At 60.4% G+C, this 23,711-nt stretch carries 24 protein-coding genes and 1 pseudogene; 11 read left to right on the top strand and 14 right to left on the bottom strand.

Annotated features, from left to right (window positions below; all coding sequences use genetic code 11):
• Position 1: 1 nt before the first annotated feature.
• Positions 2-556: a DJ-1 family glyoxalase III gene (locus CKW15_RS15885; RefSeq protein ID WP_095057203.1), complete on the bottom strand. Its 555-nt coding sequence runs from the start codon at positions 554-556 to the stop codon at positions 2-4.
• Positions 557-623: 67 nt separating this feature from the next.
• Positions 624-1,070: a DUF4879 domain-containing protein gene (locus CKW15_RS15880; protein ID WP_095057204.1), complete on the bottom strand. Its 447-nt coding sequence runs from the start codon at positions 1,068-1,070 to the stop codon at positions 624-626.
• Between the two features lie 222 nt (positions 1,071-1,292).
• Between CKW15_RS15880 and CKW15_RS15875 the strand changes: the two genes are divergently transcribed.
• From CKW15_RS15875 to CKW15_RS15855, 5 genes and pseudogenes are all read left to right on the top strand, one after another.
• The gene (locus CKW15_RS15875) at positions 1,293-2,588 is read left to right on the top strand and encodes an NCS2 family permease (RefSeq protein WP_095057205.1); all 1,296 of its coding nucleotides are present in this window, start codon (positions 1,293-1,295) and stop codon (positions 2,586-2,588) included.
• On the top strand, positions 2,585-3,664 hold the full coding sequence (gene trmA / locus CKW15_RS15870; RefSeq protein WP_095057206.1) for a tRNA (uridine(54)-C5)-methyltransferase TrmA: 1,080 nt from the start codon (positions 2,585-2,587) through the stop codon (positions 3,662-3,664). Before CKW15_RS15875 ends, trmA begins: the two co-directional genes overlap by 4 nt.
• A 53-nt stretch (positions 3,665-3,717) precedes the next feature.
• Positions 3,718-3,837 (top strand): annotated as a pseudogene (locus CKW15_RS15865) (LysR family transcriptional regulator); the annotation flags it as partial.
• Between the two features lie 140 nt (positions 3,838-3,977).
• A complete protein-coding gene (aroQ, locus tag CKW15_RS15860) occupies positions 3,978-4,418 on the top strand; it encodes a type II 3-dehydroquinate dehydratase (protein ID WP_095057207.1) in 441 nt (146 codons plus the stop codon).
• A 5-nt stretch (positions 4,419-4,423) separates the two neighbouring features.
• Positions 4,424-5,278 carry a shikimate dehydrogenase gene (locus CKW15_RS15855; protein ID WP_095057326.1) on the top strand — a complete coding sequence of 285 codons (855 nt, stop codon included), beginning with the start codon at positions 4,424-4,426 and terminating at the stop codon, positions 5,276-5,278.
• A gap of 138 nt (positions 5,279-5,416) precedes the next feature.
• Here CKW15_RS15855 and CKW15_RS15850 read toward each other — a convergent pair whose 3' ends face one another.
• Together CKW15_RS15850 and quiC are read right to left on the bottom strand one after the other, a co-directional pair.
• On the bottom strand, positions 5,417-6,094 hold the full coding sequence (locus CKW15_RS15850) for a TetR/AcrR family transcriptional regulator (protein ID WP_095057208.1): 678 nt from the start codon (positions 6,092-6,094) through the stop codon (positions 5,417-5,419).
• A gap of 103 nt (positions 6,095-6,197) precedes the next feature.
• A complete protein-coding gene (gene quiC / locus CKW15_RS15845) occupies positions 6,198-8,099 on the bottom strand; it encodes a 3-dehydroshikimate dehydratase QuiC (protein ID WP_095057209.1) in 1,902 nt (633 codons plus the stop codon).
• Positions 8,100-8,390: 291 nt separating this feature from the next.
• Between quiC and CKW15_RS15840 the strand changes: the two genes are divergently transcribed.
• The gene (locus tag CKW15_RS15840) at positions 8,391-9,728 is read left to right on the top strand and encodes an MFS transporter (RefSeq protein ID WP_095057210.1); all 1,338 of its coding nucleotides are present in this window, start codon (positions 8,391-8,393) and stop codon (positions 9,726-9,728) included.
• Positions 9,729-9,866: 138 nt separating this feature from the next.
• Here CKW15_RS15840 and CKW15_RS15835 read toward each other — a convergent pair whose 3' ends face one another.
• Both CKW15_RS15835 and CKW15_RS15830 read right to left on the bottom strand, forming a co-directional pair.
• Positions 9,867-10,751, bottom strand: a complete 885-nt coding sequence (locus tag CKW15_RS15835; protein WP_095057211.1) for a DMT family transporter — start codon at positions 10,749-10,751, stop codon at positions 9,867-9,869.
• A gap of 126 nt (positions 10,752-10,877) precedes the next feature.
• Positions 10,878-11,654: an IclR family transcriptional regulator gene (locus CKW15_RS15830; protein WP_095057212.1), complete on the bottom strand. Its 777-nt coding sequence runs from the start codon at positions 11,652-11,654 to the stop codon at positions 10,878-10,880.
• 155 nt (positions 11,655-11,809) lie between these two features.
• On the opposite strand from CKW15_RS15830, the gene CKW15_RS15825 reads away from it, so the two are divergent.
• Positions 11,810-12,703: a neutral zinc metallopeptidase gene (locus tag CKW15_RS15825; RefSeq protein WP_095057213.1), complete on the top strand. Its 894-nt coding sequence runs from the start codon at positions 11,810-11,812 to the stop codon at positions 12,701-12,703.
• Positions 12,704-13,660, top strand: a complete 957-nt coding sequence (locus CKW15_RS15820; protein ID WP_095152366.1) for an alpha/beta fold hydrolase — start codon at positions 12,704-12,706, stop codon at positions 13,658-13,660.
• A gap of 57 nt (positions 13,661-13,717) precedes the next feature.
• On the opposite strand, the gene CKW15_RS15815 is transcribed toward CKW15_RS15820, so the two are convergent.
• The 3 genes from CKW15_RS15815 to CKW15_RS15805 form a co-directional block, all read right to left on the bottom strand.
• Positions 13,718-14,311: an HAD family hydrolase gene (locus CKW15_RS15815; RefSeq protein ID WP_095057215.1), complete on the bottom strand. Its 594-nt coding sequence runs from the start codon at positions 14,309-14,311 to the stop codon at positions 13,718-13,720.
• Positions 14,308-15,177 carry an acyl-CoA thioesterase II gene (gene tesB, locus CKW15_RS15810; RefSeq protein ID WP_095057216.1) on the bottom strand — a complete coding sequence of 290 codons (870 nt, stop codon included), beginning with the start codon at positions 15,175-15,177 and terminating at the stop codon, positions 14,308-14,310. The genes CKW15_RS15815 and tesB overlap by 4 nt, the downstream gene beginning before the upstream one ends.
• 103 nt (positions 15,178-15,280) lie before the next feature.
• Entirely contained in the window at positions 15,281-15,850 is a 570-nt protein-coding gene (locus tag CKW15_RS15805; RefSeq protein WP_095057217.1) for a GNAT family N-acetyltransferase, read from the bottom strand.
• Between the two features lie 79 nt (positions 15,851-15,929).
• Between CKW15_RS15805 and CKW15_RS15800 the strand changes: the two genes are divergently transcribed.
• Positions 15,930-16,850 (top strand): histone deacetylase, encoded by a 921-nt coding sequence (locus CKW15_RS15800; RefSeq protein WP_095057218.1) that lies wholly within the window; start codon positions 15,930-15,932, stop codon positions 16,848-16,850.
• A gap of 279 nt (positions 16,851-17,129) precedes the next feature.
• Positions 17,130-18,371: a TIGR03862 family flavoprotein gene (locus CKW15_RS15795; protein WP_095057327.1), complete on the top strand. Its 1,242-nt coding sequence runs from the start codon at positions 17,130-17,132 to the stop codon at positions 18,369-18,371.
• A 116-nt stretch (positions 18,372-18,487) separates the two neighbouring features.
• Here the strand turns inward: CKW15_RS15795 and CKW15_RS15790 are convergent, their stop codons facing one another.
• Both CKW15_RS15790 and yedA read right to left on the bottom strand, forming a co-directional pair.
• Positions 18,488-19,828 carry a DEAD/DEAH box helicase gene (locus CKW15_RS15790; RefSeq protein ID WP_095057219.1) on the bottom strand — a complete coding sequence of 447 codons (1,341 nt, stop codon included), beginning with the start codon at positions 19,826-19,828 and terminating at the stop codon, positions 18,488-18,490.
• Between the two features lie 52 nt (positions 19,829-19,880).
• Complete coding sequence (gene yedA, locus CKW15_RS15785; RefSeq protein WP_095057220.1) at positions 19,881-20,810, bottom strand: drug/metabolite exporter YedA; 930 nt, start codon at positions 20,808-20,810, stop codon at positions 19,881-19,883.
• A 165-nt stretch (positions 20,811-20,975) separates the two neighbouring features.
• On the opposite strand from yedA, the gene CKW15_RS15780 reads away from it, so the two are divergent.
• The gene (locus tag CKW15_RS15780; protein ID WP_007990688.1) at positions 20,976-21,428 is read left to right on the top strand and encodes an Lrp/AsnC family transcriptional regulator; all 453 of its coding nucleotides are present in this window, start codon (positions 20,976-20,978) and stop codon (positions 21,426-21,428) included.
• Positions 21,429-21,546: 118 nt separating this feature from the next.
• Here CKW15_RS15780 and CKW15_RS15775 read toward each other — a convergent pair whose 3' ends face one another.
• From CKW15_RS15775 to CKW15_RS15765, 3 genes are all read right to left on the bottom strand, one after another.
• Complete coding sequence (locus CKW15_RS15775; protein WP_095057221.1) at positions 21,547-22,152, bottom strand: PolC-type DNA polymerase III; 606 nt, start codon at positions 22,150-22,152, stop codon at positions 21,547-21,549.
• 22 nt (positions 22,153-22,174) lie between these two features.
• Positions 22,175-22,654, bottom strand: coding sequence for an NYN domain-containing protein (locus CKW15_RS15770; RefSeq protein ID WP_095057222.1), 480 nt, complete (start codon positions 22,652-22,654; stop codon positions 22,175-22,177).
• Between the two features lie 198 nt (positions 22,655-22,852).
• Positions 22,853-23,587, bottom strand: coding sequence for a DUF2076 domain-containing protein (locus CKW15_RS15765; protein WP_095057328.1), 735 nt, complete (start codon positions 23,585-23,587; stop codon positions 22,853-22,855).
• Positions 23,588-23,711 lie beyond the last annotated feature (124 nt).

The raw sequence follows: 23,711 nt of genomic DNA, 5'->3' as shown, positions 1-23,711 counted from the left end.
CTCACTTGACCAACAACTCCCCCGCCACTGCCGAACGCGTGGCTTTGCCGCAGAGTTGCTCGACCAGGGCCAGGGCAAACGCCAATGCCGCGCCCGAGCCTTGGGCGGTGATGCAATTGCCGTCGACCACCACCGGCTGATCGACGAAATTGCAACCCGACAGCTGATGACTGGCCGAAGGCAGGCAGGTCATGCGCCGTTGCCGCAATACACCGAAGGCTTGCAGCGCCACCGCAGGCGCTTCGGCGATACCGGCGAACAGGCGACCGGTTGCGGCCTGGTCCTTGATCAATTGTTGCAAGGGTTGATGGCCCGCCAAGTGCTGCACCCCGACCGCACCACCCGGCAAGGCGATCAGGTCGAAAGGTTGAGCGAGCAAATCCACCAACATCGCATCGCAGGTCAGGCGGGTACCGCGGGCGCAGGTCAACATCCGTCGGCCCTCGATGCTCGCCACCACGACTTCGACCTGAGCGCGGCGCAGCACATCGATCAGCATAACTGTTTGCAAATCATCGGTGCCCTCGGCGAGGGCAATCAAGGCACGAAAGGTCATGGGCTACGATCCAAAGAATGATTCTTAAAGCGTAGTCAGCTTTCCCGCCCCTGTTCGGGACTGGTCGTTACTTGATGTGAAGCTGCGTCGACAGCGTATTGCCCGGCGCGTTGAGCGAGGTGTTGCTGAAGCTGAAAGTGCCTTCCTGTTTGCCCGCGAGATCGAAGGCATATAAATAGCCGACGGTTTTTTCCCCCGGGGTGCAGGTGGTCAGGTTGCCATTCCTGAAAGCACAGACCGGCGTGCGGGTGCCATTCACTTCGAAACCGTCCAGCGCGACACGGGGCTCACGGCCGTAACCGACTTCCAGCACGTAAACAAGAATGTTCGAGCCGCTGTGGTCACAGCGCGTCTGTTTTTGTCCCTCGTCGATGCTTTCGACGCCGCAGGAAGGTGAAGCGACCTTGAGCACCTTCACTTCACTCAAGCGCGGGGCCGATGCTGCCTCGGCCGCTTGGGTCCCGAAAAACAACGCCATCAATACGCCAAATACGCCAGCCAGACGCTTTTTCATGCAGGACCTGTCCACCTCAAAAAACAGCGCGCAGTATGGCGCACTTGGCTTTCTCGCAAAACATCGACGACGATCACAGCCATAAGCAGCCATAACCCCACGCTGCTGGTATGATGCGCGGCTTTTTCCGGTCCACAGTATTTTTCAGGCGCGTTCTGCGGTCTGTGCTTTGCTGTTGAGGTCGATACATTCACGGCGCCGGGCGCGCCACGGGGAGCAGACATGCTGGAAAGGCTGTTTCAACTCAAGGCACACAACACCAACGTGCGGACCGAGATTCTGGCGGGCGTCACGACCTTCTTGGCCATGGCCTACATTCTGTTCGTCAACCCGAGCATCCTCGGTGAGACCGGCATGGACAAGGGCGCGGTGTTCGTCGCCACCTGTCTGGCAGCCGCTATCGGCTCCGCAGTCATGGGCCTGATCGCCAACTACCCGATCGCGCTCGCACCGGGCATGGGCCTCAATGCCTTCTTCACTTATACCGTGGTCCTGCACATGGGCCATACCTGGCAAGTGGCGCTGGGTGCGGTGTTCATCTCGGCGGTGTGCTTCTTCCTGCTGTCGATCTTCCGCATCCGCGAATGGATCATCAACAGCATCCCGCTGCCGCTGCGCTCGGCGATTGCCGCCGGTATCGGCCTGTTCCTGGCGCTGATCGCCCTGCACAACGCCGGCATCGTGGTCAGCAACCCGGCGACCATGGTTGGCCTCGGTGACCTGAAACAACCGGCACCGATCCTCGCCACCCTCGGTTTCGCCCTGATCGTCGCCCTTGAAGCCCTCGCCGTGCGCGGTGCGGTGCTGATCGGCATTCTGGTGGTGACCATTATTGCCATCGTCATGGGCTTCACCCCGTTCGGCGGCGTGATGTCGATGCCGCCATCGCTGGCGCCGACGTTCCTGCAACTGGATATCAAAGGCGCACTGGACATCGGTCTGGTCAGCGTGATTTTCGCCTTCCTGTTCGTCGACCTGTTCGACAACTCCGGCACCCTGATCGGCGTCGCCAAGCGCGCCGGCTTGATGGGCAAGGACGGCCATATGCCGAAAATGGGCCGTGCGCTGATCGCTGACAGTACAGCCGCGATGGCCGGTTCCCTGCTGGGCACCTCGACCACCACCAGTTACATCGAATCTGCTGCGGGCGTGAGTGCCGGGGGCCGCACCGGCCTGACCGCCATCGTCGTGGCGATCCTGTTCCTGCTGGCGTTGTTCTTCTCGCCACTGGCCGCCAGCGTTCCCGCCTTCGCCACTGCGCCAGCGCTGCTGTTCGTCGCCGTGCTGATGACTTCCGGCCTGGCCGAAATAGACTGGGACGACATCACCGTCGCCGCGCCGGTGGTCATCACCGCGCTGGCCATGCCGTTCACTTATTCCATCGCCAACGGCATCGCCTTTGGCTTCATTGCCTGGACCGCCATCAAGTTGATGTCCGGTCGCGGCCGTGAGCTGAACCCGGCGCTGGTGATCCTGTCGATTCTGTTCGTGATCAAGCTCGGTTGGTTCAACGCATGACTTTTGATTCCCAGGCCTACGCCGCACAGCTCGAAGACAAGGTCACGCGCTTGCGTGACCTGCTGGCCCCGTTCGATGCGCCCGAGCCGACCGTGTTCGACTCACCGCTGCAGAACTTCCGCCTGCGCGCCGAATTTCGCCTGTGGCGTGAAGCCGGCGATCGTCATTACGCGATGTTTTCCCAGGAAGACAAACGCACGCCGATCCTGATCGAAGCGTTCCCGATTGCCAGCCTGCGCATCAATGAACTGATGCCCAAGCTCAAGGCCGCGTGGCAAGCCAGTGCGCCCCTGAGCAACAAGCTGTTCCAGGTGGAGTTCCTGACCACCCTGGCCGGCGATGCGATGATCACTTTGTGCTATCACCGTCCGCTGGACGAGCACTGGCACGCGGCGGCCACAAAACTGGCAGCCGACCTGAACGTCAGCATCATCGGCCGTTCCAAGGGCAAGCGCGAAGTCATCGGTCTCGATTACGTCGTCGAGAAGCTGGAAGTCGGCGGCCGCACCTTCAGCTACCGCCAGCCAGAAGGCGCGTTCACCCAGCCCAACGGCACGGTGAACCAGAAAATGCTCAACTGGGCATACGATGCGCTTGGCGATCGCTCCGATGATTTGCTAGAGCTGTATTGCGGCAACGGCAACTTCACCCTGCCCCTCGCCACCCGCGTGCGCAAAGTGCTGGCCACTGAAATCAGCAAGACCTCGGTCAACGCAGCCTTGAGCAACCTCAGCGAAAACGCTGTGGATAACGTCACTCTGGTGCGTTTATCCGCCGAAGAGCTGACCGAAGCCCTGAACGAAGTGCGCCCGTTCCGTCGCCTGCACGGCATCGACCTCAAGAGCTACGAGTTCGGCAGCGTCTTCGTCGACCCGCCGCGCGCCGGCATGGACCCGGACACGTGCGAGCTGACCCGACGCTTCGACAACATCCTGTACATCTCCTGCAACCCGGAGACCCTAGCAGCCAACATCGCCCAACTGCACGACACGCATCGCATCACCCAATGCGCGATGTTCGACCAGTTCCCGTGGACTCACCACATGGAATCCGGAGTGTTGTTGACCCGGCGTTGATTGCATCTGCAACCTACAAAAAAACCGTCCTCGTGACGGTTTTTTTGTATTAAGTGCTCAAGCCTTATGGCGAGCGCTCGCGGCCGTTTACTCTGCTGTACCCGCAAAGTCGCCATGTGCCGCTGCGCTTGAGGGCGTTCATCGATTTCCTCGTCGAGCGTTTGCCGCGTTAAACGCTGAAAGTGTCCGATCACCGCCCAGAAACAGCCCGCGAGCATTCACGTCAATTGACCGAATTAACCAGTTAGTACAATTTATCTCCACAGGCTGAAATCTTCGGCCGATTCCAAAAATAATAAGTGGAGAGATTGCGATGTCCCCTATCGTTCTGGTGCTCAACGGCCCGAACCTGAACCTGCTCGGCACCCGCGAACCGGCAACCTACGGCCATGAAACCCTGGCCGATATTTCGGCCCTGTGCGGACGCGCGGGCGAGGAGTTCGGCCTGACGGTGGAGTTTCGCCAGACCAATCATGAAGGCGAATTGCTCGACTGGATTCACGCCGCCCGTGGTCGCTGCGCCGGGATCGTGATCAACCCGGCGGCGTGGACGCACACTTCCGTCGCCATCCGCGACGCGTTGGTTGCCAGCGAACTGCCGGTGATCGAAGTCCACTTGTCCAACGTCCACGCCCGTGAACCCTTCCGCCACCACTCGTTTGTATCCGCCATCGCAACGGCCGTGCTTGCCGGTTTCGGCAGCCATGGCTATCGCCTGGCGCTGGAGTATTTCAGTCAGCGTTTGAAGGGGTGACCACCGTGACTCAGAACTCCGTGATCCTGGCCGGGCTGATCGGCGCCGGCATTCAGGCCTCCCGCACGCCTGCGCTGCATGAGCATGAAGGCGATGCCCAAGGTCTGCGTTATCTCTATCGCTTGATTGACCTTGATCAGTTGAAGCTCGACAGCAATGCCCTGCCCGACCTGTTGATGGCGGCCGAGCGCATGAACTACACCGGGCTGAACATTACCTTTCCGTGCAAGCAGGCGATCATCCCGCTCCTCGACGAACTGTCGCCGGAGGCGCGCGGCATCGGTGCGGTCAACACGGTGGTGCTCAAGGATGGCAAGCGCATCGGCCACAACACCGATTGCCTTGGATTTGCCGAGGGATTTCGCCGGGGCCTGAAAGGCGTTGCCGTTGAGCGTGTCGTCCAGATGGGCGCCGGCGGAGCAGGTGCGGCGGTGGCCCACGCATTGTTGAGCGAAGGCGTACAACAGCTGAGTATTTTCGACGTGGATATCAGCCGCGCCCAAAGCCTCGCCGACAATCTGAACCAGCATTTCGGCAATGGTCGTGCGGTGGCCGGGCATGATTTGGCGCTGACGCTGGCCCAGGCTGATGGTCTGGTGAACACCACGCCGATGGGCATGAAAAAACTGCCGGGCATGCCGGTGCCGGTGGAGCTGCTGCGCGCCGAACTGTGGGTCGCGGAGATCGTCTACTTCCCGCTGGAAACCGAACTGCTGCGCAACGCCCGCGCCCTCGGTTGCCGGACGCTGGATGGCGGCAACATGGCGGTGTTTCAGGCGGTGAAGGCGTTCGAGTTGTTCAGCGGCGTGGTGCCGGATGCCCAGCGCATGCTTGAGCATTTCCAGAGCATGAATGACTGAAGCGCCAACCCTGGATGTTTCGTAGGAGCCGGCTTGCTGGCGAAGCAGGCGATGCGGTGAATCAGGTCAGCCGCCTTCGCTGGCAAGCCAGCTCCTACAGGGTGTTGCGTGAATGTGATTGGTTGAGAACCAAGACAATCAAGCCTGCAAGTAACGCAACACCGACTCACAAATCATCTCGCGATGACGTTGTTTGACCGCCTCGGCCGGCAGGTCGATCTGAAAAATCTCACCCACGGTATGGCGGTTCGAAACCCGATAGAAGCAGAACGAGCTGATCAGCAGATGCACATCCAGCGGCACCAGGCCTGCGCGGAAAACACCTTCCTCGACACCCCGACGCAGAATCACTCCGAGGGAATCAAGCACGGTGTTGTTCATCGCCCTGATCGCATCGGAACGCTTCACAAACTCGGCGTTGTGAATGTTTTCGATGCTGACAATCCGCACGAAATCAACGTTACGGTCGTGGTGATCAAAGGTGAATTCAACCAGACGTCGAATCGCTTCTACCGGCGCCAACTCTGTCAGGTGCAAGCGGCTTTCGGTGTTGCGAATATCGCCGTAGAGCTTCTCCAGCACCTCGACGTAGAGCTGTTCCTTACTGCCGAAGTAGTAATAGATCATGCGCTTTGAGGTGTGGATGCGCTCGGCGATTGCGTCGACGCGGGCACCGGACAGCCCCTGCTGGACGAACTCGACGATCGCCTCCTGCAGGATGTTTTCGCGGGTCTTTTCCGGGTTGTTCTTGCGACTCTTGCGCGGCTCGGCAACGGTCTGGTCGGGCACTGGGGAGGGTTCTGAAATAGTTGTCATCGCGGGCTCACGGCCATCACTGCACAGGCTGGCGATTATGGGCCGCGCGGCACAGTGAAGGAAGCCGCGCGGTAGCGCTTTTGTCGCCGTGATTACGATTTTCCTACAACTTTGTCTGACGTACGGCGCCGCTTCTGGATTTTGCCATCGCCGCCAACCGCACCGCTACGTTAGCCGCACCGTAACCGGCGTAACCGTTCTTGCGCTGGATGATCTCGAAGAAAAACCGCCCTTCGAACGGCTCGGTGTACACATGAAACAGCTCGCCGCCGTGGGCATCGCGGTCGTACAGCACGTTGTAATACGCCAGTTCGCTGAGGAACTCATCGTCGAAATCGAAGCGTGCCGCCAGGTCATCGTAGTAATTGAGCGGGATGTCCAGCAGCGGCACGCCCGCCTCTTTCGCTCGGCTGACCTGGGCGAAGATATCGTCACAATCAAACGCGATGTGATGCACCCCGGAGCCGCGATAACTCGACAGCGCGTGTGAGATCGCGGTGTTGCGGTTCTCGGAAATGTTCAGCGGCAGACGGATCGAACTGTCCCGACTGCGCAGGGCCCGGCTCTTCACCAGACCATACGGGTCGGGCAACACCACTTCATCGTCCGCTTCGAAATCCAGCAGGCTTTTGTAGAACAATACCCAGCTGTCGAGGCTGTCGGCCGGCAATGCCATGGCCATGTGATCGATGCGCTTGAGTCCGCCACCAGCCACTGCATCCGCCAACAGATTGAAGTCGGTGCCGTACACATCGGCGTGCTGGTCCACCAGGTAGATCAGGCTGCCATCCGGTGCGCGCACAGCGGCGAGCTCCAGCTCATTGGGGCCGACCAGTCCGCGATACGGCTGCCCCTTGTAAGCCACGGCCCGGGCCAGCGCACTGGCGCTGTCCGTGACCCGAACAGCGGTGGCACACAGCGAGGGACCGTGGGCCTCGAAAAAACTGTGGGCAAACGAGTACGGTTCGGAGTTGAGGATCAGGTTGATATCGCCCTGACGAAACAGGCTGACGCTCTTGGAGCGATGTTGCCCGGCCTTGGCAAAACCCAACCGTTCCAGCCAATGGGAGAGTTTGGCGCCGAGGCTTTCGTCCACGGCGAATTCGAGAAATTCGATGCCGTTGTATTCACTGGCCTTGGGCGTCTCGAACAGGATCTCGGTATTGGTCGCTGGCTGGGTTTCCATGGCCAGACGCTCACGGGTTTTCTCTTCCAGATACAGCAGCGAACGCAGTCCATCGGCGGCATTGGCCCTCGGTGGTGCGGCGCGGAAGCCGTCGTTGAAGATTTCCAGCGACAACGGCCCGGTGTAGCCACTCTTGATGATCGGCGCGAGGAACCCCGGCAGATCGAATTCGCCCTGGCCGGGGAAGCAACGGAAATGCCGGCTCCACTCCAGCACGTCCATGGCCAGGATCGGCGCGTCGGCCATTTGCACGAAGAAGATCTTGTCGCCCGGAATCTCGGCGATGGCACTCGGATCGCCCTTGAGCGACAACGTGTGGAAGCTGTCGAGCAACACGCCGAGGCTCGGATGATCCGCCTGACGGACAATGTTCCAGACCTGTTGATACGTGTTCACGTGCCGGCCCCAGGCCAGCGCTTCGTAGCCGATGCGCAAACCACGCGCACCGGCGTGTTCCGCCAGCAGGCGCAAGTCATCGACTAAAATTTGTTCATCGCCAACGGAGTCGGCCGAGGCGTTGCTGCACACCAACACCAGGTCAGTGCCCAGTTCCTGCATCAGGTCGAACTTGCGCTCAGCCCGCTCCAGGTTGCGTGCCAAGCGATCGCGGCGGCAGCCCTCGAAATCGCGAAACGGTTGAAACAGGGTGATGGCGATCCCGAGATCGGCGCACATCTGTTTAATTTCCCGCGGGCTGCCGTCGTAGTAGAGGAGGTCGTTCTCGAAAATCTCGACGCCGTCGAAACCGGCGGCGGCAATGGCTTCGAGTTTTTCCGGCAGGGTACCGCTCAAGGACACGGTGGCAATGGAACGCTGCATGGTTCGGCTCCCGGTGGAGGCAATCTTGTTAAGGGCGTTGCACGCTTTGAGTAGAGGGTCGCGTTTGGCTTGCGAGAATTATTGAGCTGACAGGCTGACACAGCAATTCAAAGTGTACTATCCAGTTAGTTTTGTGTGCGATTATCGAACAAAATGGCCGTAGGCGAATTGACGGTTTTTCGTCCACTGCCCAACATCGACTCCACATTGAGGCCATACCGGTCGCGGTGAATAACAACGAGTTCGATGCTTCAGAACACCACATAACAAATTCAAAAACGGGTGGCACACATGATTCCTTCCCAAAGCTCACGCATGGCTCCGGCCATGAGCGTCACTGCCGGCGGTATCGGCGACAAAATCCGCGGCGCCATGGCGGTTGGCAAAACCCGTTGGGGCATGCTGGCACTGGTGTTTTTCGCCACCACCCTGAACTACATAGACCGCGCCGCCCTGGGCGTGATGCAGCCGATCCTGGCCAAGGAAATGAGCTGGACGGCGATGGACTACGCCAACATCAACTTCTGGTTCCAGGTCGGTTATGCGATCGGTTTCGTGCTGCAAGGGCGCTTGATCGACCGGGTCGGCGTCAAGCGCGTGTTCTTCTGCGCCGTGCTGCTCTGGAGCCTGGCGACCGGCGCACACGGCCTCGCCACTTCGGCGGTCGGCTTTATGGTTTGCCGTTTCATCCTCGGCCTGACGGAAGCGGCGAACTACCCGGCCTGCGTGAAGACCACGCGCCTGTGGTTCCCGGCCGGCGAGCGCGCCGTAGCGACCGGTATCTTCAACGCCGGCACCAACGTCGGGGCAATGTTCACCCCCATGCTGTTGCCGCTGATCCTGCATGTGTGGGGCTGGCAAGCCGCGTTCATGTGCATGTCGGCACTGGGCGGGATCTGGTTGCTGTTCTGGGGCCTGAAATACTTCAACCCGGAAGATCATCCGAGCGTGAATCAATCTGAGCTCGACTACATCCAGAACGAAGTCGAACCGGAACAAACCCGCGTACCGTTCTCGAAAATCCTGCGCATGCGCGGCACCTGGGCCTTCGCCCTCGCCTACTCGATGACCGCGCCGGTTTTCTGGTTCTACCTGTACTGGCTGCCACCGTTCCTCAATCAGCAATACAACCTGGGCATCAACGTGACCCAGATGGGTATCCCGCTGATCATCATTTACCTCACTGCCGACTTCGGCAGCGTCGGCGGCGGCATCCTTTCCTCGTTCCTGATCGGGCGCGGAGTCAACCCGATCAAGGCGCGGCTGATGTCGATGTTCCTGTTCGCCTGCTGCATCATCGGCGTGATCATGGCGGCCGGTTCCAGCAACCTGTGGGTCGCGGTAGCCGCCATCTCCCTGGCCATCGGTGCGCATCAAGCCTGGACCGCGAACATCTGGAGCCTGGTCATGGACTACACGCCCAAGCACATGATGAGTACGGTGTTCGGTTTCGGCGGGATGTGTGCGGCGATTGGTGGGATGTTCATGACTCAGTTGGTCGGCCATATCCTGACCGTCACCAATAACAACTACACCGTGCTGTTCACCATGATTCCGGCGATGTACTTCATTGCGCTGACCTGGATGTACTTCATGGCGCCGCGCAAGATTCCGACCATCACCGACTGACGTTCGGCGCATTACCCCCTGTAGGAGCGAGCATGCTCGCGAAAAACCGAGCGCGATGCGGGTATCCAGACAACCCGCGTCATCGTTAACGAACATCGCGAGCAGGCTCGCTCCTACAGGTCGTTTCTTTTTGGGCTTTTACCGGCGGCTTTGCTGCCACGCCGCCGCCAACCCACTACAGCAAATCACGGCGATACCGATCACGGTGGTCAAGGTCGGCGTGTGGGAAAACAGCAGCCAGCCCAGCAGGCCGGCAAAGATGATCTGGCAATAGCTGAACGGCGCCAGCAGCGCCGGTGCCGCGAGACGGAACGCCTGGGTCAAAAACAGATGGGCCGTCATCCCGCAGGCGCCCAGCGCCAACATCATCGCGCCATGCTCCAGGTTCGGCGTCTGCCAGAAGAACGGCACCAGCGCACTCATCACCAGCGTGTTGCACAAGCCTGCAAAGAAGTTGCTGGTGGTCGGGCTGTCGATCTCGCTGAGCTTGCGCGTCAGCAGTTGATAGAAGCAGAAAAACAACGCCGAGCAGAATGGCAGCAACACCGCCGGGGTAAACAAATCCCCCCCCGGGTGCACAATGATCAGCACCCCGCCAAACCCGAAAATCACCGCCAGCCACTGCCCCCGCGTCACTCGTTCGCCCAATAGCGGCACCGACAGCGCGGTAACGAGCACCGGCGCGAGAAAGTTGACCGAGGTGGCTTCGGCCAGCGGTATGTACATCAACCCCGTGGTAAAAAACAGGCTGGTGCCCAACAGGCACAATGCGCGAATCAGCTGAAGCCACGGCCGTTTGGTGCGCAGCACCCGCAGCCCGGATTGCGGCAGGAAAATCCCGGCCATCAGCAATGTGTGCACCACGTAACGCGCCCACACCACCATGACGATTGGATAGAACCCAGAGAGGTATTTGGAAAAAGCGTCGTGAGTGGAAAACAGGAAGGTGGCGACAACGATCAACAGGATCCCTTTGAAGGGCTGATTGACGCCGGAAAGCGGGGTGCTGTTAAGCGACGTCAAGACGAAGTCCTTTTAAAGTTGATGCGCGATTCGAACAATCTAGAACCTGGTTCCACTTTTTCACACAGGGAAAGCGAAATAACGGGCGAACACCGCACGCTTCATAGTGAAGCAGATGACACGCGCTCAAATAAACAACTCAGACGCCTGGCTCGCCTCCGACAACTCCTCAGTGTATTTCAGCAACGTGGGTGCCAGTTCATGCAATAGCGCACCAGGCAATCGTGCACTCGGCCCCGCCACACTGAGCACGCCGATCACACGGTTATCCAGCGGGTGGCGTATCACCGCCGCAATCGCCGATGTGCCCACTGCCGAACTTTCTTCGACCCAGGCATAACCCTGCTCCCGAGCCAGACGCAAACGTTCCAGCAATTCAATGTTCGAGCGTGGCGCATTCGGCCCGATGTCGTAAGGCAATTCTTGTGCTTGCTGCTCCACCCGCGACAATGCCTCGGCATCACTCATGCTGGCCAGCCACGCGTGCCCGGAAGCGGTGTAGAACAACGGCGCGTCGCGTCCCATGTCCGGGTCGTAACGCAGGCCCGAGCGGGCGCCTTGGGATTTGGCGATCCAGACTTGTCGCTCGCCCTGGATGACGCCCAGTCGAACCAGTTCACCGGTTTCCCGGGCCAAACGATCGAGCACCGGCTGAACGATATCCGCGCCGCTGACCGACAAATAACGAAACCCCATGGCGACCAGTCTGGTCGACAGGTGATAGCGCAGGTTTTCCGGATTTTGCCGTACGTAGCCCAAACGGATCAGCTCGGCGAGCAGACGATGAGTCGCACTTTTGGGGATATCCAGTTGCTCGGCCAACGTCTGCATCGGCAGCCCCTGAGGCTCCCCCGTGAGACTTTCCAACACGCTGAAGACACGCTCGATCTGACTGCCAGCCATGGGACGTTCCAAAACGAAATTTTGCTGATTCTAGAAGATAAGACCAATGAAGCGAAATCTGGAACCAGAAGCACAACGAGCAGTCTGACGACCGGACTGGCGCCGGTCCTACTCAACAGCAACACTCATCGCACGGACAACCAGAGGATTTCTACATGCTATGGAAAAAAGGCCGACGCAGCGACAACGTGGTCGATGCCCGCGGTGATGATGTCGGCGGTGGCGGTGGCGGCATGCGTTTTGGTGGCGGCAAGGGTTTGAGCCTGACGGCGATCCTCCTGATCGTCGGCATCGGCTGGATCACCGGCCAGGACCCGCTGCAAATCCTCGGGCAGTTGACCGGACAAATGGATCAGCAATCGGCACCGGCGACCAACCCGAGTCGTCAGGCACCACCGGCCAACGATCAAGGGGCTGAGTTCGTACGCTCGATCCTCGGCGATACCGAAGACACCTGGGGCCAGATCTTCCAGCAGGCCGGTCGTCAATATAAGGAGCCGACGCTGGTGCTGTTCAGCAACCGCGTCAATTCGGCCTGTGGCCTGGCCACCTCCGCAACCGGCCCGTTCTACTGCCCTGCGGACCAGAAGGTTTACCTGGACATGGCGTTCTTTGAGGAGATGTCCCGACGATTTTCTGCCGCTGGCGATTTCGCCCAGGCCTACGTGATCGCTCACGAAGTCGGACACCATGTGCAGACCTTGCTCGGCGTCTCCGCGAAAATTCAGGCAGCACGTCAACAGGGTCGGCAGATGGAAGGTGACGGCGGCTTGCTGGTCCGCCAGGAGCTGCAAGCCGATTGCCTGGCCGGGGTCTGGGCCAACAACGCACAAAAACGCCTGAACTGGCTGGAACCGGGCGATATCGAAGAAGCACTGAATGCAGCGAACGCCATTGGTGACGATCGTTTGCAGCAACAAGGTCAGGGCCGTGTGGTGCCGGACTCGTTCACCCACGGTACGTCGGCGCAACGAATGCGCTGGTTCAAAACCGGTTTCGCCCAGGGCCAGGTGGGCCAGTGCGATACCTTTGCGGCGAAAAATCTGTAAATGAAGAAGTGGTTGTTGTTTTTGCTGTTCACTTGCACAACGTCCCAGGCCACCGAGCATGGGGTCAAGGAAGTCAGTCCCGGACGCCTGCTCTTGAGATCCGGCGAAATAGCGGTGGGCATCAGCCCCGCGCCGGAAAAAATCGAGCGGGTGCTGATCATCCTCCACGGTCGCTCGCGCAACGCGCAAACCTATCTGCAGACGGGTGAACGCGCGGTCGAGCTGGCCGGGCAAAGCGCAACGACCCTGGTGATCGCCCCGCAGTTTCTCAACGAAACCGACGTCGCGCTGCAACCGGTGGCGGACACCGTTTTACGCTGGCAAGGCAACGAGTGGATGGCCGGCGGCGAATCCACGGCGCCGTTTCGCATGAGCGCCTACCAGGCGCTGGACGACATCATCGCCCGCCTGGGTGACCGCCAGCAGTTTGCGGATGTGAAGCAGATTGTGGTTGCCGGGCATTCCGGCGGCGCGCAGGTGGTTCAGCGCTATGCACTGCTTGGCCACGCTCAGCCAGCCCTCGAAGCGGCGGGTGTGAAGGTGCGATATGTGATTGCCAACCCGTCGTCTTACGCCTATTTCGATGAGCGTCGGCCGGTGGCGTTCAGCCACGCCGGTTGCCCGCAGTTCAATCGCTGGAAATATGGATTGGCTGATTTACCCGCGTACGGCGAAGGACAATCGCCCGCGCAGTTGCAGGAAAAGTACCTCAAGCGTGACATCGTTTACCTGTTGGGCCAGCAGGACACCGACCCGAATCATCCGGCGCTGGATAAAAGCTATGAGGCCAAGGCTCAAGGGCCGTATCGGTTGGCGCGGGGGCGGTTCTATTTTGATTATCTGAAGCGGTTGCAACCCAAAGGACTGCATCAGCAACTGATAGAAGTGCCCGGGGTCGGGCATGACGGCGACGGGATGTTTACATCGCCGCAGGGGCAGAAGGCGTTGTTTGATTAAAAAATCGCAGCCTTCAGTAGGCGCTACCGAAGGCTGCGATCTTTTGATGCAGAGAAATCAAGCGCAAAGCATCTGCCGCAACGCCACACAATCCGCCGCATGCCAATCGGTCAAATCCGGCCACGGATTGTCCGGCAGATTCACCAGTACCGTCCGCGTACCCGCTGCGCGGCCGCAATCCAGGTCAAACCGGTAGTCACCGACCATCACCATCTCGCTCGTCGGCACGTTCCACGCGTCGGCCAGTTTCAGCAAACCGCCGGGATGTGGCTTCGGTGGCGCTTCATCGCGACCCAGTACATCGTCCACCGCAAAGCAGTCGGCCAGACCGATAGCTTCCAGCGTGACGTGCGCCAGCTCGCGGGCGTTGCGCGTGAGGATGCCCAGGCGATAACCGCGACCCGCCAGTTCACGCACCAGTTCCACGGCACCCGGCGCGGGTTTCGAACCCAGCGCCAGGTCTCGTTCGTGCTCCAGCAACCAAGCGTGTTTGGCCGCCGCTTCATCCGCCGGTAACGCGGCGAGATGGGTCAGGATGTCGTCCTCGGCCGGAATCGCCAACGCCACACGAATCGCCGCGAAGTCATGCACCGCCACGGTCAGGGTGCCGTCCATGTCGAACACCCAATGACGCACGTCGGCCAGGCTCATGCCCAATCCTTGCGATGACGGATCAGCCCTTCCTGGGTCACCGACGCCACCAGTTGCCCGGCACGGTTAAACACGCTGCCACGGTTGAAGCCCCGCGAGTTGCCGGCCCAAGGGCTGTCCATCGCGTAGAGCAACCAGTCGTCCGCGCGCAAATCCTGGTGGAACCACAGCGCGTGGTCGAGGCTGGCGACCTGCATATCCTTGTGCCAGACCGTTTTGCCGTGAGGTTGCATGGAAGTCACCAGCAGGCCGAAGTCCGAGGCATAGGCCAGCAGATATTTGTGCAGTGCCGCGGAGTCGGCCAAGGCGCCGTCGGCGCGAAACCAGACGTACTTGACCGGGTCGGACGGCAGCGGGTTGTAGGGATCTTTTTCGGTCACCGGGCGGAACTCGATCGGCTTGGGGCACAGCAGCTTTTCACGCATCGTCTCGGGGATCAGATGGGCGCGCTGCTGAGTGATTTCCAGCTCCGATGGCAAGTTTTCCGGGCCGACCACTTTCGGCATTTCAGTCTGGTGCTGGAAGCCTTCTTCGTCGTACTGGAACGACGCGCTGCACGTAAAGATCGGGTGGCCTTTCTGGATCGCCGTCACCCGGCGCGTGCTGAAACTGCCGCCATCGCGCACCCGGTCAACCTGGTACACCACCGGCAAACCGGCGTCGCCCGGGCGCAGGAAGTAGCCGTGCATCGAATGCACATGGCGCGCCTCTTCAACGGTCTGACTGGCCGCCGACAGCGACTGGCCGAGCACCTGGCCGCCGAACAACTGGCGAAAACCCAGGTCCTGGCTGCGACCACGGAACAGGTTTTCTTCGATCGGTTCCAGGGTCAACAGGTCGACCAGATCTTCCAACACTTGGCTCATTCAGACTCTCCTCACACAACACATTGCCGCGCAGTCTTGGCTGCGGCGGTCGATACAGTTTCCGGACCGGCCCATGGTGGCCATTGTAAACGTCCGTGCCGGCTTAGCCATGCAAGGTTTGCAGCCATTGTTCACGGCTGATGCGGTACAGCACGTGGTGACGCAAGGGATGATCCGCGGAGAGTTTCGGGTGGTTGAAGTCATCGGCCGGATCATGATGCATGCCGATCGCCTGCATGACTTTCTGCGAGGGCAGGTTGTTGTCAGCGGTGAACGACACGACTTCATTCACGCACAAGCGATCAAACCCGCAGCGCAGAGCGGTCCATGCCGCTTCACTGGCATAACCCAGCCCCCAATGTTCGCGGGCCAGGCGCCAGCCGATTTCGGTCGCTGGGGTAAACGGTGCGTCGAAACCGACCACGCCCAGCCCGGTAAAACCGATGAACTGGCCCGTGTCCTTGCGTTCCAGGGCCCAGAGACCGAAACCATGCTCGGCAAAATGACCACGGATTCGCCCGATCAATGATGCACTTTCCAGTCGGCTCAGAGGCTCCGGAAAGTAACGCATCACCTGCGGATCGGCACACATCGCCGCAAATTCCGGCAAATCCTCGTCTCGCCACTGGCGTAACAGCAGCCGAGCGCTTTCGAGTTCCAGTATTGGCTCCATCGTTCCCCGCCCCTCCGTTTGCATGCTGCAAGTCTACAACGCTGGTAGGATCCGTCTCTCATTCCCGCACGAAATCATCATGCCGCTGCCGCTGATTTATCACGAAGAGTACAGTCCTGAATTCCCGGCGGATCACCGCTTTCCCATGGACAAATTTCGCCTGCTGCGCGATCACCTGATAGACAGTGGTCTGACCCGCGACGCCGATTTGCTGCGCCCGCCGCTGTGCCCGGCAGAGATTCTCGCCCTCGCCCATGACCCTTCGTATATCGAACGCTACATGAGTGGCGATTTGTCCCGCGAAGATCAGCGCCGCCTCGGCCTGCCGTGGAGCGAAGCGCTGGCGCGGCGAACGGTGCGGGCGGTCGGCGGTTCGATACTGGCGGCCGAACAGGCGCTGGAACATGGCCTGGCCTGTCACCTGGCGGGCGGCACCCACCATGCTCACTACGACTACCCGGCCGGGTTCTGCATCTTCAATGACCTGGCGGTGATCAGCCATTACCTGCTGCAAAGCGGTCGTGTGAACCGGGTACTGATCTTCGATTGCGATGTGCACCAAGGCGACGGGACTGCACGAATTCTGCACAACACCCCGGAAGCGGTGACCGTTTCCCTGCACTGCGAGAAGAACTTTCCCGCACGCAAGGCCGAAAGTGACTGGGACATTCCACTGCCCAAGGGCATGGGCGATGCGGATTACCTGAAAGTGGTGGATGACGCGCTCAATTATCTGTTGCCGCTCTACCAACCGGACCTGGTGCTGTACGACGCAGGCGTCGATGTGCACAAAGACGACGCCCTGGGTTATCTGAAGCTGACAGACGAAGGCGTCGCCGCCCGGGATGAAAGCGTCATGCGTCATTGCCTGGGCCGGGACATCCCGGTAGTCGGGGTGATCGGCGGCGGCTACAGCAAGGACCGCCTGGCGCTGGCTCGTCGGCACGGCATCCTCCATCACAGCGCGCAACGGGTCTGGGCGTCATCAGGTTGTCACTGACGTGTGGATGCTTTACCCACAATGCCTGTGGAACTGCCTGTGGATAACCTGAGTGAAAGGGCCTACAGCCCTTGCTACTTAAAGGCTACAGAACAGTGGTTGTTTTTTAACCAGCATTAGAAAACACCGCTCCCCCTGTGGGAGCGAGCGTGCTCGCGATGGCGTAGGCACATTCAAGGCATAACCTTCTGACAGACCGCTATCGCGAGCACGCTCGCTCCTACAGGGTATCGGGCTGGTAGAATGCGCGACTTATCCAGCCAAACCGCAGCGCATTCCATGACCCAGCCTTCAAATACCTCCCCTTCTACGGTCGCCATCATCGGCGGTGGCCCCGCCGGTTTGATGGCGGCTGAAGTGTTGAGCCAGGCCGGGATCAAGGTCGACCTGTACGACGGCATGCCTTCAGTCGGTCGAAAATTCCTGCTGGCCGGTGTCGGCGGCATGAACATCACCCATTCCGAAGCCTATCCGGCATTTCTCTCACGCTACGCCGAACGCGCCCCGCAGATCGCGCCGTTGCTGCGAGGTTTCAGTGCCGATGCGTTATGCCAATGGATTCATGATCTGGGCATCGAAACCTTCGTCGGCAGTTCCGGCCGGGTGTTTCCGACCGACATGAAAGCCGCGCCCTTGCTGCGCGCCTGGCTCAAGCGCCTGCGGGACAGCGGCGTCGTTATCCACACCCGTCACCGTTGGCTGGGCTGGAATGACCAAGGTGACTTGCGCATCGACAGCCCGGAAGGCGAAAAAACCGTGCAAGCCGACGCCACCCTCCTCGCCCTCGGCGGCGGCAGCTGGTCGCGCCTGGGCTCGGACGGTGCGTGGATGTTGCCATTGGAGCAACGCGGTGTAGGACTCGCGCCCTTGCAGCCAAGTAATTGCGGCTTCGAGGTGCAGGCATGGAGCGATTTGATGGTCAGCAAATTCGCCGGCGCCCCGCTGAAAAACATCGCCATCGGTCTCAACGACGACGTGCCACGGCTGGGTGAATGCGTGATCACCGCCACCGGCATCGAAGGCAGTTTGATCTACGCCCTGTCGGCACCGATTCGTGAAGCAATCAACCAGCACGGTTCGGCAACGATTCATCTGGACCTGTTACCGGGCCGGCCTGTGGATAAAGTGACGGCGGCATTGAGCAAACCCCGGGGCTCACGCTCCATGGCCAAGCACTTGCACAGTCAGTTGGGCATCGATGGCGTGAAAGCGGCGCTACTGCGGGAACTGACCCCTGCCGAAATATTCACTGACCCGGCCCTGCTGGCCAACGCGATCAAGGCATTGCCCCTGACGCTGGTGAAAACCCGTCCACTCGATGAGGCCATCAGCAGCGCGGGTGGAGTTTTGTTCGAAGCAATGGATGAGCGATTGATGCTCAAGCAAATGCCTGGCGTGTTTTGCGCCGGGGAGATGCTCGACTGGGAAGCGCCGACGGGCGGCTATTTGCTGACCGCGTGTTTCGCCAGTGGCCGGGCGGCCGGATTGGGAATGTTGCAGTGGTTGCAGCGCAAGGGCTGAAGACCGCGCAGCGCCCATCGCCAGCAGGCTGGCTCCCACAGGGGATTTGTGTCGTTCACAAAAACCTGTGGGCGCCAGCCTGCTGGCGATGACGACCTAACGGACGCAGTGCGAAATTAAGGCTTACGCTTACGCGGCCCAGTGTTGAACACCGGCACTTTGCGCACAGGCTTGATCGAAGGTTCCACTGGCGCCGCTTCCCCGCTATCGACCCATTTACCCAGATTGCGCTTACCACCGCCGCCACCGGATGCCTTGGGCTTCTTCGGTTTCTTCGGCTTCTTGACCACCTGACCGCTGGCATCGGTGTCCGGCACGCGGTGTTCGGGTTCAAAATCAGGCTCGCCCTGACGCTTCAAGGTCTGGCGCGTCAGCATCTCGATGGCCGACAGCAAATTCACTTCATCAGCACACACCAGCGAAATCGCCTCGCCGGTCGCGCCCGCTCGGCCGGTACGACCGATGCGATGGATGTAGTCCTCGGCCACAATCGGCAGGTCGAAGTTGACCACCAGCGGCAAGTCTTCGATATCCAGGCCACGGGCGGCCACGTCGGTAGCGACCAGGATCTGCACTTCACTGGCCTTGAAACGGTCCAGTGCGCGCTGACGGGTTGCCTGGGGCTTGTCGCCGTGGATGCCATCGGCGTTGATGCCCAGGCCCTGGAGTTTTTCCACCAGCGCGTCCACGCCGTTGCGGGTCTTGGCGAACACCAGCACTTGCTTCCACTTGCCCTTGCGCATCAGGTGCACGAACAGTTCCGGCTTGCGCTTCTTGTCCACCGTCACAATCCATTGCTTGACGGTGTTGGCCGCGACGTTGCGCGGGCTCACTTCAACGGTCAGCGGGTCGTTGAGCATCTGCCCGGCCAGCAGGCGGATGTCGTCGGAGAAGGTCGCGGAGAACAACAGCGTCTGACGTTTCTTCGGCAGCGCACGGTAAATGTTCGCCAGCTCCTCGGAAAAGCCCAAGTCGAGCATGCGATCGGCTTCGTCCAGCACCAGGGTTTGCAACTGGTTGAACTTCAGCGCGTTCTGGCGGAACAGGTCGAGCAAACGCCCCGGGGTTGCCACCAGCAGATCAACGCCGCTGCGCAGCTTCATCATTTGCGGGTTGATGCTGACGCCGCCGTACACCGCGTAAGTGCGCAATGGCAGGTTTTCGGCGTACTGGCGCACGGCTTCGTGAACCTGTTCCGCCAGTTCGCGGGTTGGCACCAGGATCAGCGCACGCACCGAGTTGGCCGTGACTTTCGGCCCTTCCATGGCCAGCAGTTGCAGCAGCGGCAAGGCGAAACCGGCCGTCTTGCCGGTGCCGGTCTGGGCGGCGGCCATCAGGTCGCGACCGGCCAGCACCGCCGGAATGGCTTGCGCCTGAACCGGCGTCGGAGTCTGGTAGCCGAGCGTCTCGAGGGAGCGCAGCAAGGGTTCGATCAGGCCAAGGGTGGCGAAAGTCATGGGAGTACCGTAGGAAAAATCAGCGCGGGTGTGCAATGCCGCGCAGTTTACCCTAATTCACGCGGGATTCTGTCGGCACTGCCGTCACCACTGGCCGTTGCGGTGCACGACGCCACTGCGGCAGGCCGATCAACACCACCGCACTGATGATCACCAGCATGGCCAGCGCTTCTTCGATGCCGATGGTTTCACCGACAAACACGATGCCCAGCAACACCGCCACCGCCGGGTTGACGTAGGCATAGCTGGTCGCTGCCGCCGGGCGCACGTGCTTCAACAAGTACATGTAAGCGTTGAAAGCGATGATCGAACCGAACACGGTCAGGTACGCCAACGCGGCCCAGCCTTCAATCGGCGGCATTTTTTCCAGGTGTTCCCCGCTCACTGCGCTGGCAATCAACAACACGACGCCGCCCACCAGCATTTCCACCGCGCTGGCCATCGCGCCCTGAGGCAACGGCAGGTGTTTGCTCCAAACAGAGCCAAAGGCCCAGGTCGCCGCTGCAAAAATCAGCAACGCCGCCCCCAATGGACTCGATTGCAGGTTGGACCCCAGGTTGAGCATGGCGATGCCGATGATCCCGAGCACAATCCCGGCCCATTCGAGACGGGTATTACGTGCGCCCCAGAAATATCCGCAGAGCAAGGTAAACAGCGGCACCGTCGCCACCGCCAGCGCTGCGACGCCGGAAGCAACGCCGGTGTGTTCCGCCACAGTGACCGCGCCATTGCCACACGCCAGCAACAAGATCCCGATGATGCCCGCGGCTTTCCATTGCGCCCAGGTCGGTGCCGGTACCCCGCGCCAACGCAGGTAGGCGTACATCAGCGTCCCGGCAATCACGAAACGAACGCCCGCCAGCAGCAACGGCGGCCAGTACTCCACGCCAATGCGAATCACCAGATAAGTCGAACCCCAAATCACGTACAACGCGAAAAAGGCAGCGATCAACGGTAAGGGAAAACGACGGAGGCCAGGCATGGGGAGCAGCTCGCAGGCAAGACAAGTGAACGGCTATTCTAGAAAGGCCAACGGCGGAAAATAAGTTACAAAACGTGTTTATAGGGCCGGTACACTTTTCAAACCACGGAGATTATTGCGCTAAGCCGTGCTTTCGAAAGTCAGTCATTTTCAGGAGTCGCCACCATGGACAAATACGACCGCATGCTGCTCAGCGCCCTGCTGGAAAACGGTCGCGCGTCCTACGCGGACCTGGCGCGCAAGGTCAACCTGAGCGCCCCGGCGGTGGCCGAACGCGTGGCCAAGCTCGAAGCCAGCGGCGTGATCACCGGGTACCAGGCGAAAGTCGACATGGCCAAGCTAGGCCTGCCGATCCAGTGCGTGATCGAACTGCGCCTGAACCAGCACGGCAACCAGAAGGCCTACGACGACCTGATCAAAATCCCGCAATTGACCGAGTGCCATCGGGTGACAGGTGATCCGTGCGTGATCATGCAAGCGGCGGTGGGCTCGATGCCGGAGCTGGAAGAGCTGATCAACCGGATTGCCACGTTCGGGTTCAGCAAGACGTCGATTGTGTTGTCGAGTGCGATAGAGAAGCGCGTGCCGTTGGGGCATATCGAAGGCAATGGCAAATAGTTACATGTAGGCGCTGGCTTGCCAGCGATGACGGATTCAAATTCAAACCCAATGCTGGCTGATTCACCGCTTTCGCCAGCAAGCCGACTCCTACAGGGGATGTGCGGTGTACTCGGGGTCAGCGATAGCGCTGGAGATGCTCGGTTACTTTCGCGGCCGGTACTTTCTGCAACTTGCACAGCAAATCATGGGACAGCTCGCGCAAGCCATGCTTCTGCAACAACTCTTCGGCGAGGTGTGTGGTCAGGTTGGCCGCCATCTCGGCATCGGCCATGGCCCGGTGGGCCTTGCCGGTATTGGGCAGGTTGGCAAACGTGGTGAGGGTGCCGAGTTTGTGGTTCGGCGCCGCAGGCATCAGGCGTCGGGCCAACAGCAACGAGCACGCGAAGTTCTGCAACCGCGTGCGCTTGATCCGCCCCAGTTCGAAGTCCCAGAACTTCTGGTCGAACGCGGCGTTGTGCGCCAGCAACGGCGTGGTGCCCACGAACTCGTTGACCTCGTTCATCACCTGCTCCGCCGATGGCGCCGTGCGCAGCATGGCGTTGCTGATGCCGGTGAGTTGCTCGATGAACGCCGGGACGCGCACGCCGGCGTTCATCAGGCTCTGGTAACGCTCGACGATGCGCCCCTGTTCAAGGATCACCACGGCGATTTCCGTGGCCCGGCAGCTGCTGCTTGGGGAGATCCCGGTGGTTTCAAAGTCGATGACTGCGATGCGTTCCAAACCTGTTTCAACTCCGTAAAAATCAATTCTTGAGCAGCAATGCGCCTTCGATCGGCACGTAGCGGCTGGCGGCGCGGATCAGCGAGTTGGCGGTCAGGCCCGGCACCCCGTAGGCCACCGCTTGCACGCCGTGCTTGTTGATGATGCGCTCGAGCAGCATGTCGAAATCACCGTCGCCGGAGGCCAGGACGACTTCGTCGACATGGTCGGCGGCGTCCATGATGTCGAGGGTGATACCCACGTCCCAGTCGCCCTTGGCCGAGCCGTCGCTGCGTTGGATATAGGGTTTGAGCTTCACGGTGAAACCGAGGTTGCGCAGGATCTGCTGGAACTGCTGCTGCTTGCTGTCGCCACGATCGATGGCGTAGGCATAGGCTTCAACGATTTCACCCTGTTTGCTGATGTCAGCCCACAGCGCAGCGTAGTTGAAATGACAACCATAGGCCTGACGCACGGTGTAGTAGAGGTTTTGGACATCGGCGAACACTGCGATTTTTTTCACCGGCTTTCCTCAAGGCTGAAATCAGGCTCCAGGCCCGAAAGGCGCCCAGTATGCCAGCGTCGAGGAATATTCCGCGAATAATCGGCTATGTGGCGAGGGAGCTTGCTCCCGTTGGGGTGCGAAGCAGCCCACTTGCTTTAGAACCCAAGGGGACTGCTACGCAGTCCAGCGGGAGCAAGCTCCCTCGCCACAGGTGTGTCAGACGAAGGAATCGTCGTCGCCGCTGAAGAATGATTCATCGCTGTAATCGGCGTCGTCGAAGCCGCCCTGATCGTTGCCCGCCATGCGCTGGTCATCGCCCCAGGTGTTGTTGCTCTGGTCGTTGACCTGGGCCGGCTCTTCCTTGATGACTTCGACGACTTCCTGCGGTTGCTGATTGTGCTGGAACAGGCTGCTGATGCCTTGTGCCAGCATCACACCACCCGCCACGCCCGCAGCCGTTTTCAGTGCCCCGCCGAGAAAACTGCTCCCGGCCGCTGCTGGCGCCTGAGGGGCGTAATTCTGCTGCGCTGCTCCGAAGTTCTGCTGTGAGCCGAACGACGAACGCCCCGGTTCACGCCAGCCCGCGTTCGAAGGTGGCGCACTCTGGGTTGGCGCGGGCTGTGGATCGCGGGAAGCGCCGCCGAAGATGCTCGACAAAAAGCCACCGCTGCTCGGTGCTGAAGCCGGGGCCGACTGTGTCCTGGCCTGTTGCAGCTCAGCCTGCAATTGCTGGACCTGCTGGGTCAGTTGCTTGTTCTGTTCATCGAGACTCTTGATCGCCGCCTCTTGCACCAGAATCGCCTGGGTCATGAAATAACCTGCCGCCGGCTGGCGCGTCAGGTGTTCCTTGATCCGCGCCTCGGCCTGGGCGTCGCGCGGGGCTGCGTCCGTTTCGGCCTGTTGCAGCCGGGAAAACAGTCCATCGATCAGGGTTTGTTCTTCGCTGTTCATGGCGACCTCGTAGATTGCCGGGAAAATCGTTGCCTTCATCCATTGAGGATAAGCTGCTCGACCTTAATGGAGGCTGAAACAAGATGTTTCAATGTCCTTTACCGAACGTTTACGTTTGCTTACG

The organism is Pseudomonas sp. Irchel s3b5 (assembly GCF_900187435.1).
GTDB lineage: Bacteria > Pseudomonadota > Gammaproteobacteria > Pseudomonadales > Pseudomonadaceae > Aquipseudomonas.
The sequence above is the reverse complement of the archived record's forward strand: the minus strand, read 5'-3'. Positions and strand labels throughout refer to the sequence as shown.

Excerpts from the sequence above, each read along its gene's own strand:
- CKW15_RS15885 (WP_095057203.1), bottom strand. The coding sequence starts at position 556 with ATGACCTTTCGTGCCTTGATTGCCCTCGCCGAGGGCACCGATGATTTG.
- CKW15_RS15880 (WP_095057204.1), bottom strand. The coding sequence starts at position 1,070 with ATGAAAAAGCGTCTGGCTGGCGTATTTGGCGTATTGATGGCGTTGTTT.
- CKW15_RS15875 (WP_095057205.1), top strand. The coding sequence starts at position 1,293 with ATGCTGGAAAGGCTGTTTCAACTCAAGGCACACAACACCAACGTGCGG.
- trmA (WP_095057206.1), top strand. The coding sequence starts at position 2,585 with ATGACTTTTGATTCCCAGGCCTACGCCGCACAGCTCGAAGACAAGGTC.
- aroQ (WP_095057207.1), top strand. The coding sequence starts at position 3,978 with ATGTCCCCTATCGTTCTGGTGCTCAACGGCCCGAACCTGAACCTGCTC.
- CKW15_RS15850 (WP_095057208.1), bottom strand. The coding sequence starts at position 6,094 with ATGACAACTATTTCAGAACCCTCCCCAGTGCCCGACCAGACCGTTGCC.
- quiC (WP_095057209.1), bottom strand. The coding sequence starts at position 8,099 with ATGCAGCGTTCCATTGCCACCGTGTCCTTGAGCGGTACCCTGCCGGAA.
- CKW15_RS15840 (WP_095057210.1), top strand. The coding sequence starts at position 8,391 with ATGATTCCTTCCCAAAGCTCACGCATGGCTCCGGCCATGAGCGTCACT.
- CKW15_RS15830 (WP_095057212.1), bottom strand. The coding sequence starts at position 11,654 with ATGGCTGGCAGTCAGATCGAGCGTGTCTTCAGCGTGTTGGAAAGTCTC.
- CKW15_RS15825 (WP_095057213.1), top strand. The coding sequence starts at position 11,810 with ATGCTATGGAAAAAAGGCCGACGCAGCGACAACGTGGTCGATGCCCGC.
- CKW15_RS15820 (WP_095152366.1), top strand. The coding sequence starts at position 12,704 with ATGAAGAAGTGGTTGTTGTTTTTGCTGTTCACTTGCACAACGTCCCAG.
- CKW15_RS15815 (WP_095057215.1), bottom strand. The coding sequence starts at position 14,311 with ATGAGCCTGGCCGACGTGCGTCATTGGGTGTTCGACATGGACGGCACC.
- tesB (WP_095057216.1), bottom strand. The coding sequence starts at position 15,177 with ATGAGCCAAGTGTTGGAAGATCTGGTCGACCTGTTGACCCTGGAACCG.
- CKW15_RS15805 (WP_095057217.1), bottom strand. The coding sequence starts at position 15,850 with ATGGAGCCAATACTGGAACTCGAAAGCGCTCGGCTGCTGTTACGCCAG.
- CKW15_RS15800 (WP_095057218.1), top strand. The coding sequence starts at position 15,930 with ATGCCGCTGCCGCTGATTTATCACGAAGAGTACAGTCCTGAATTCCCG.
- CKW15_RS15795 (WP_095057327.1), top strand. The coding sequence starts at position 17,130 with ATGACCCAGCCTTCAAATACCTCCCCTTCTACGGTCGCCATCATCGGC.
- CKW15_RS15790 (WP_095057219.1), bottom strand. The coding sequence starts at position 19,828 with ATGACTTTCGCCACCCTTGGCCTGATCGAACCCTTGCTGCGCTCCCTC.
- yedA (WP_095057220.1), bottom strand. The coding sequence starts at position 20,810 with ATGCCTGGCCTCCGTCGTTTTCCCTTACCGTTGATCGCTGCCTTTTTC.
- CKW15_RS15780 (WP_007990688.1), top strand. The coding sequence starts at position 20,976 with ATGGACAAATACGACCGCATGCTGCTCAGCGCCCTGCTGGAAAACGGT.
- CKW15_RS15765 (WP_095057328.1), bottom strand. The coding sequence starts at position 23,587 with ATGAACAGCGAAGAACAAACCCTGATCGATGGACTGTTTTCCCGGCTG.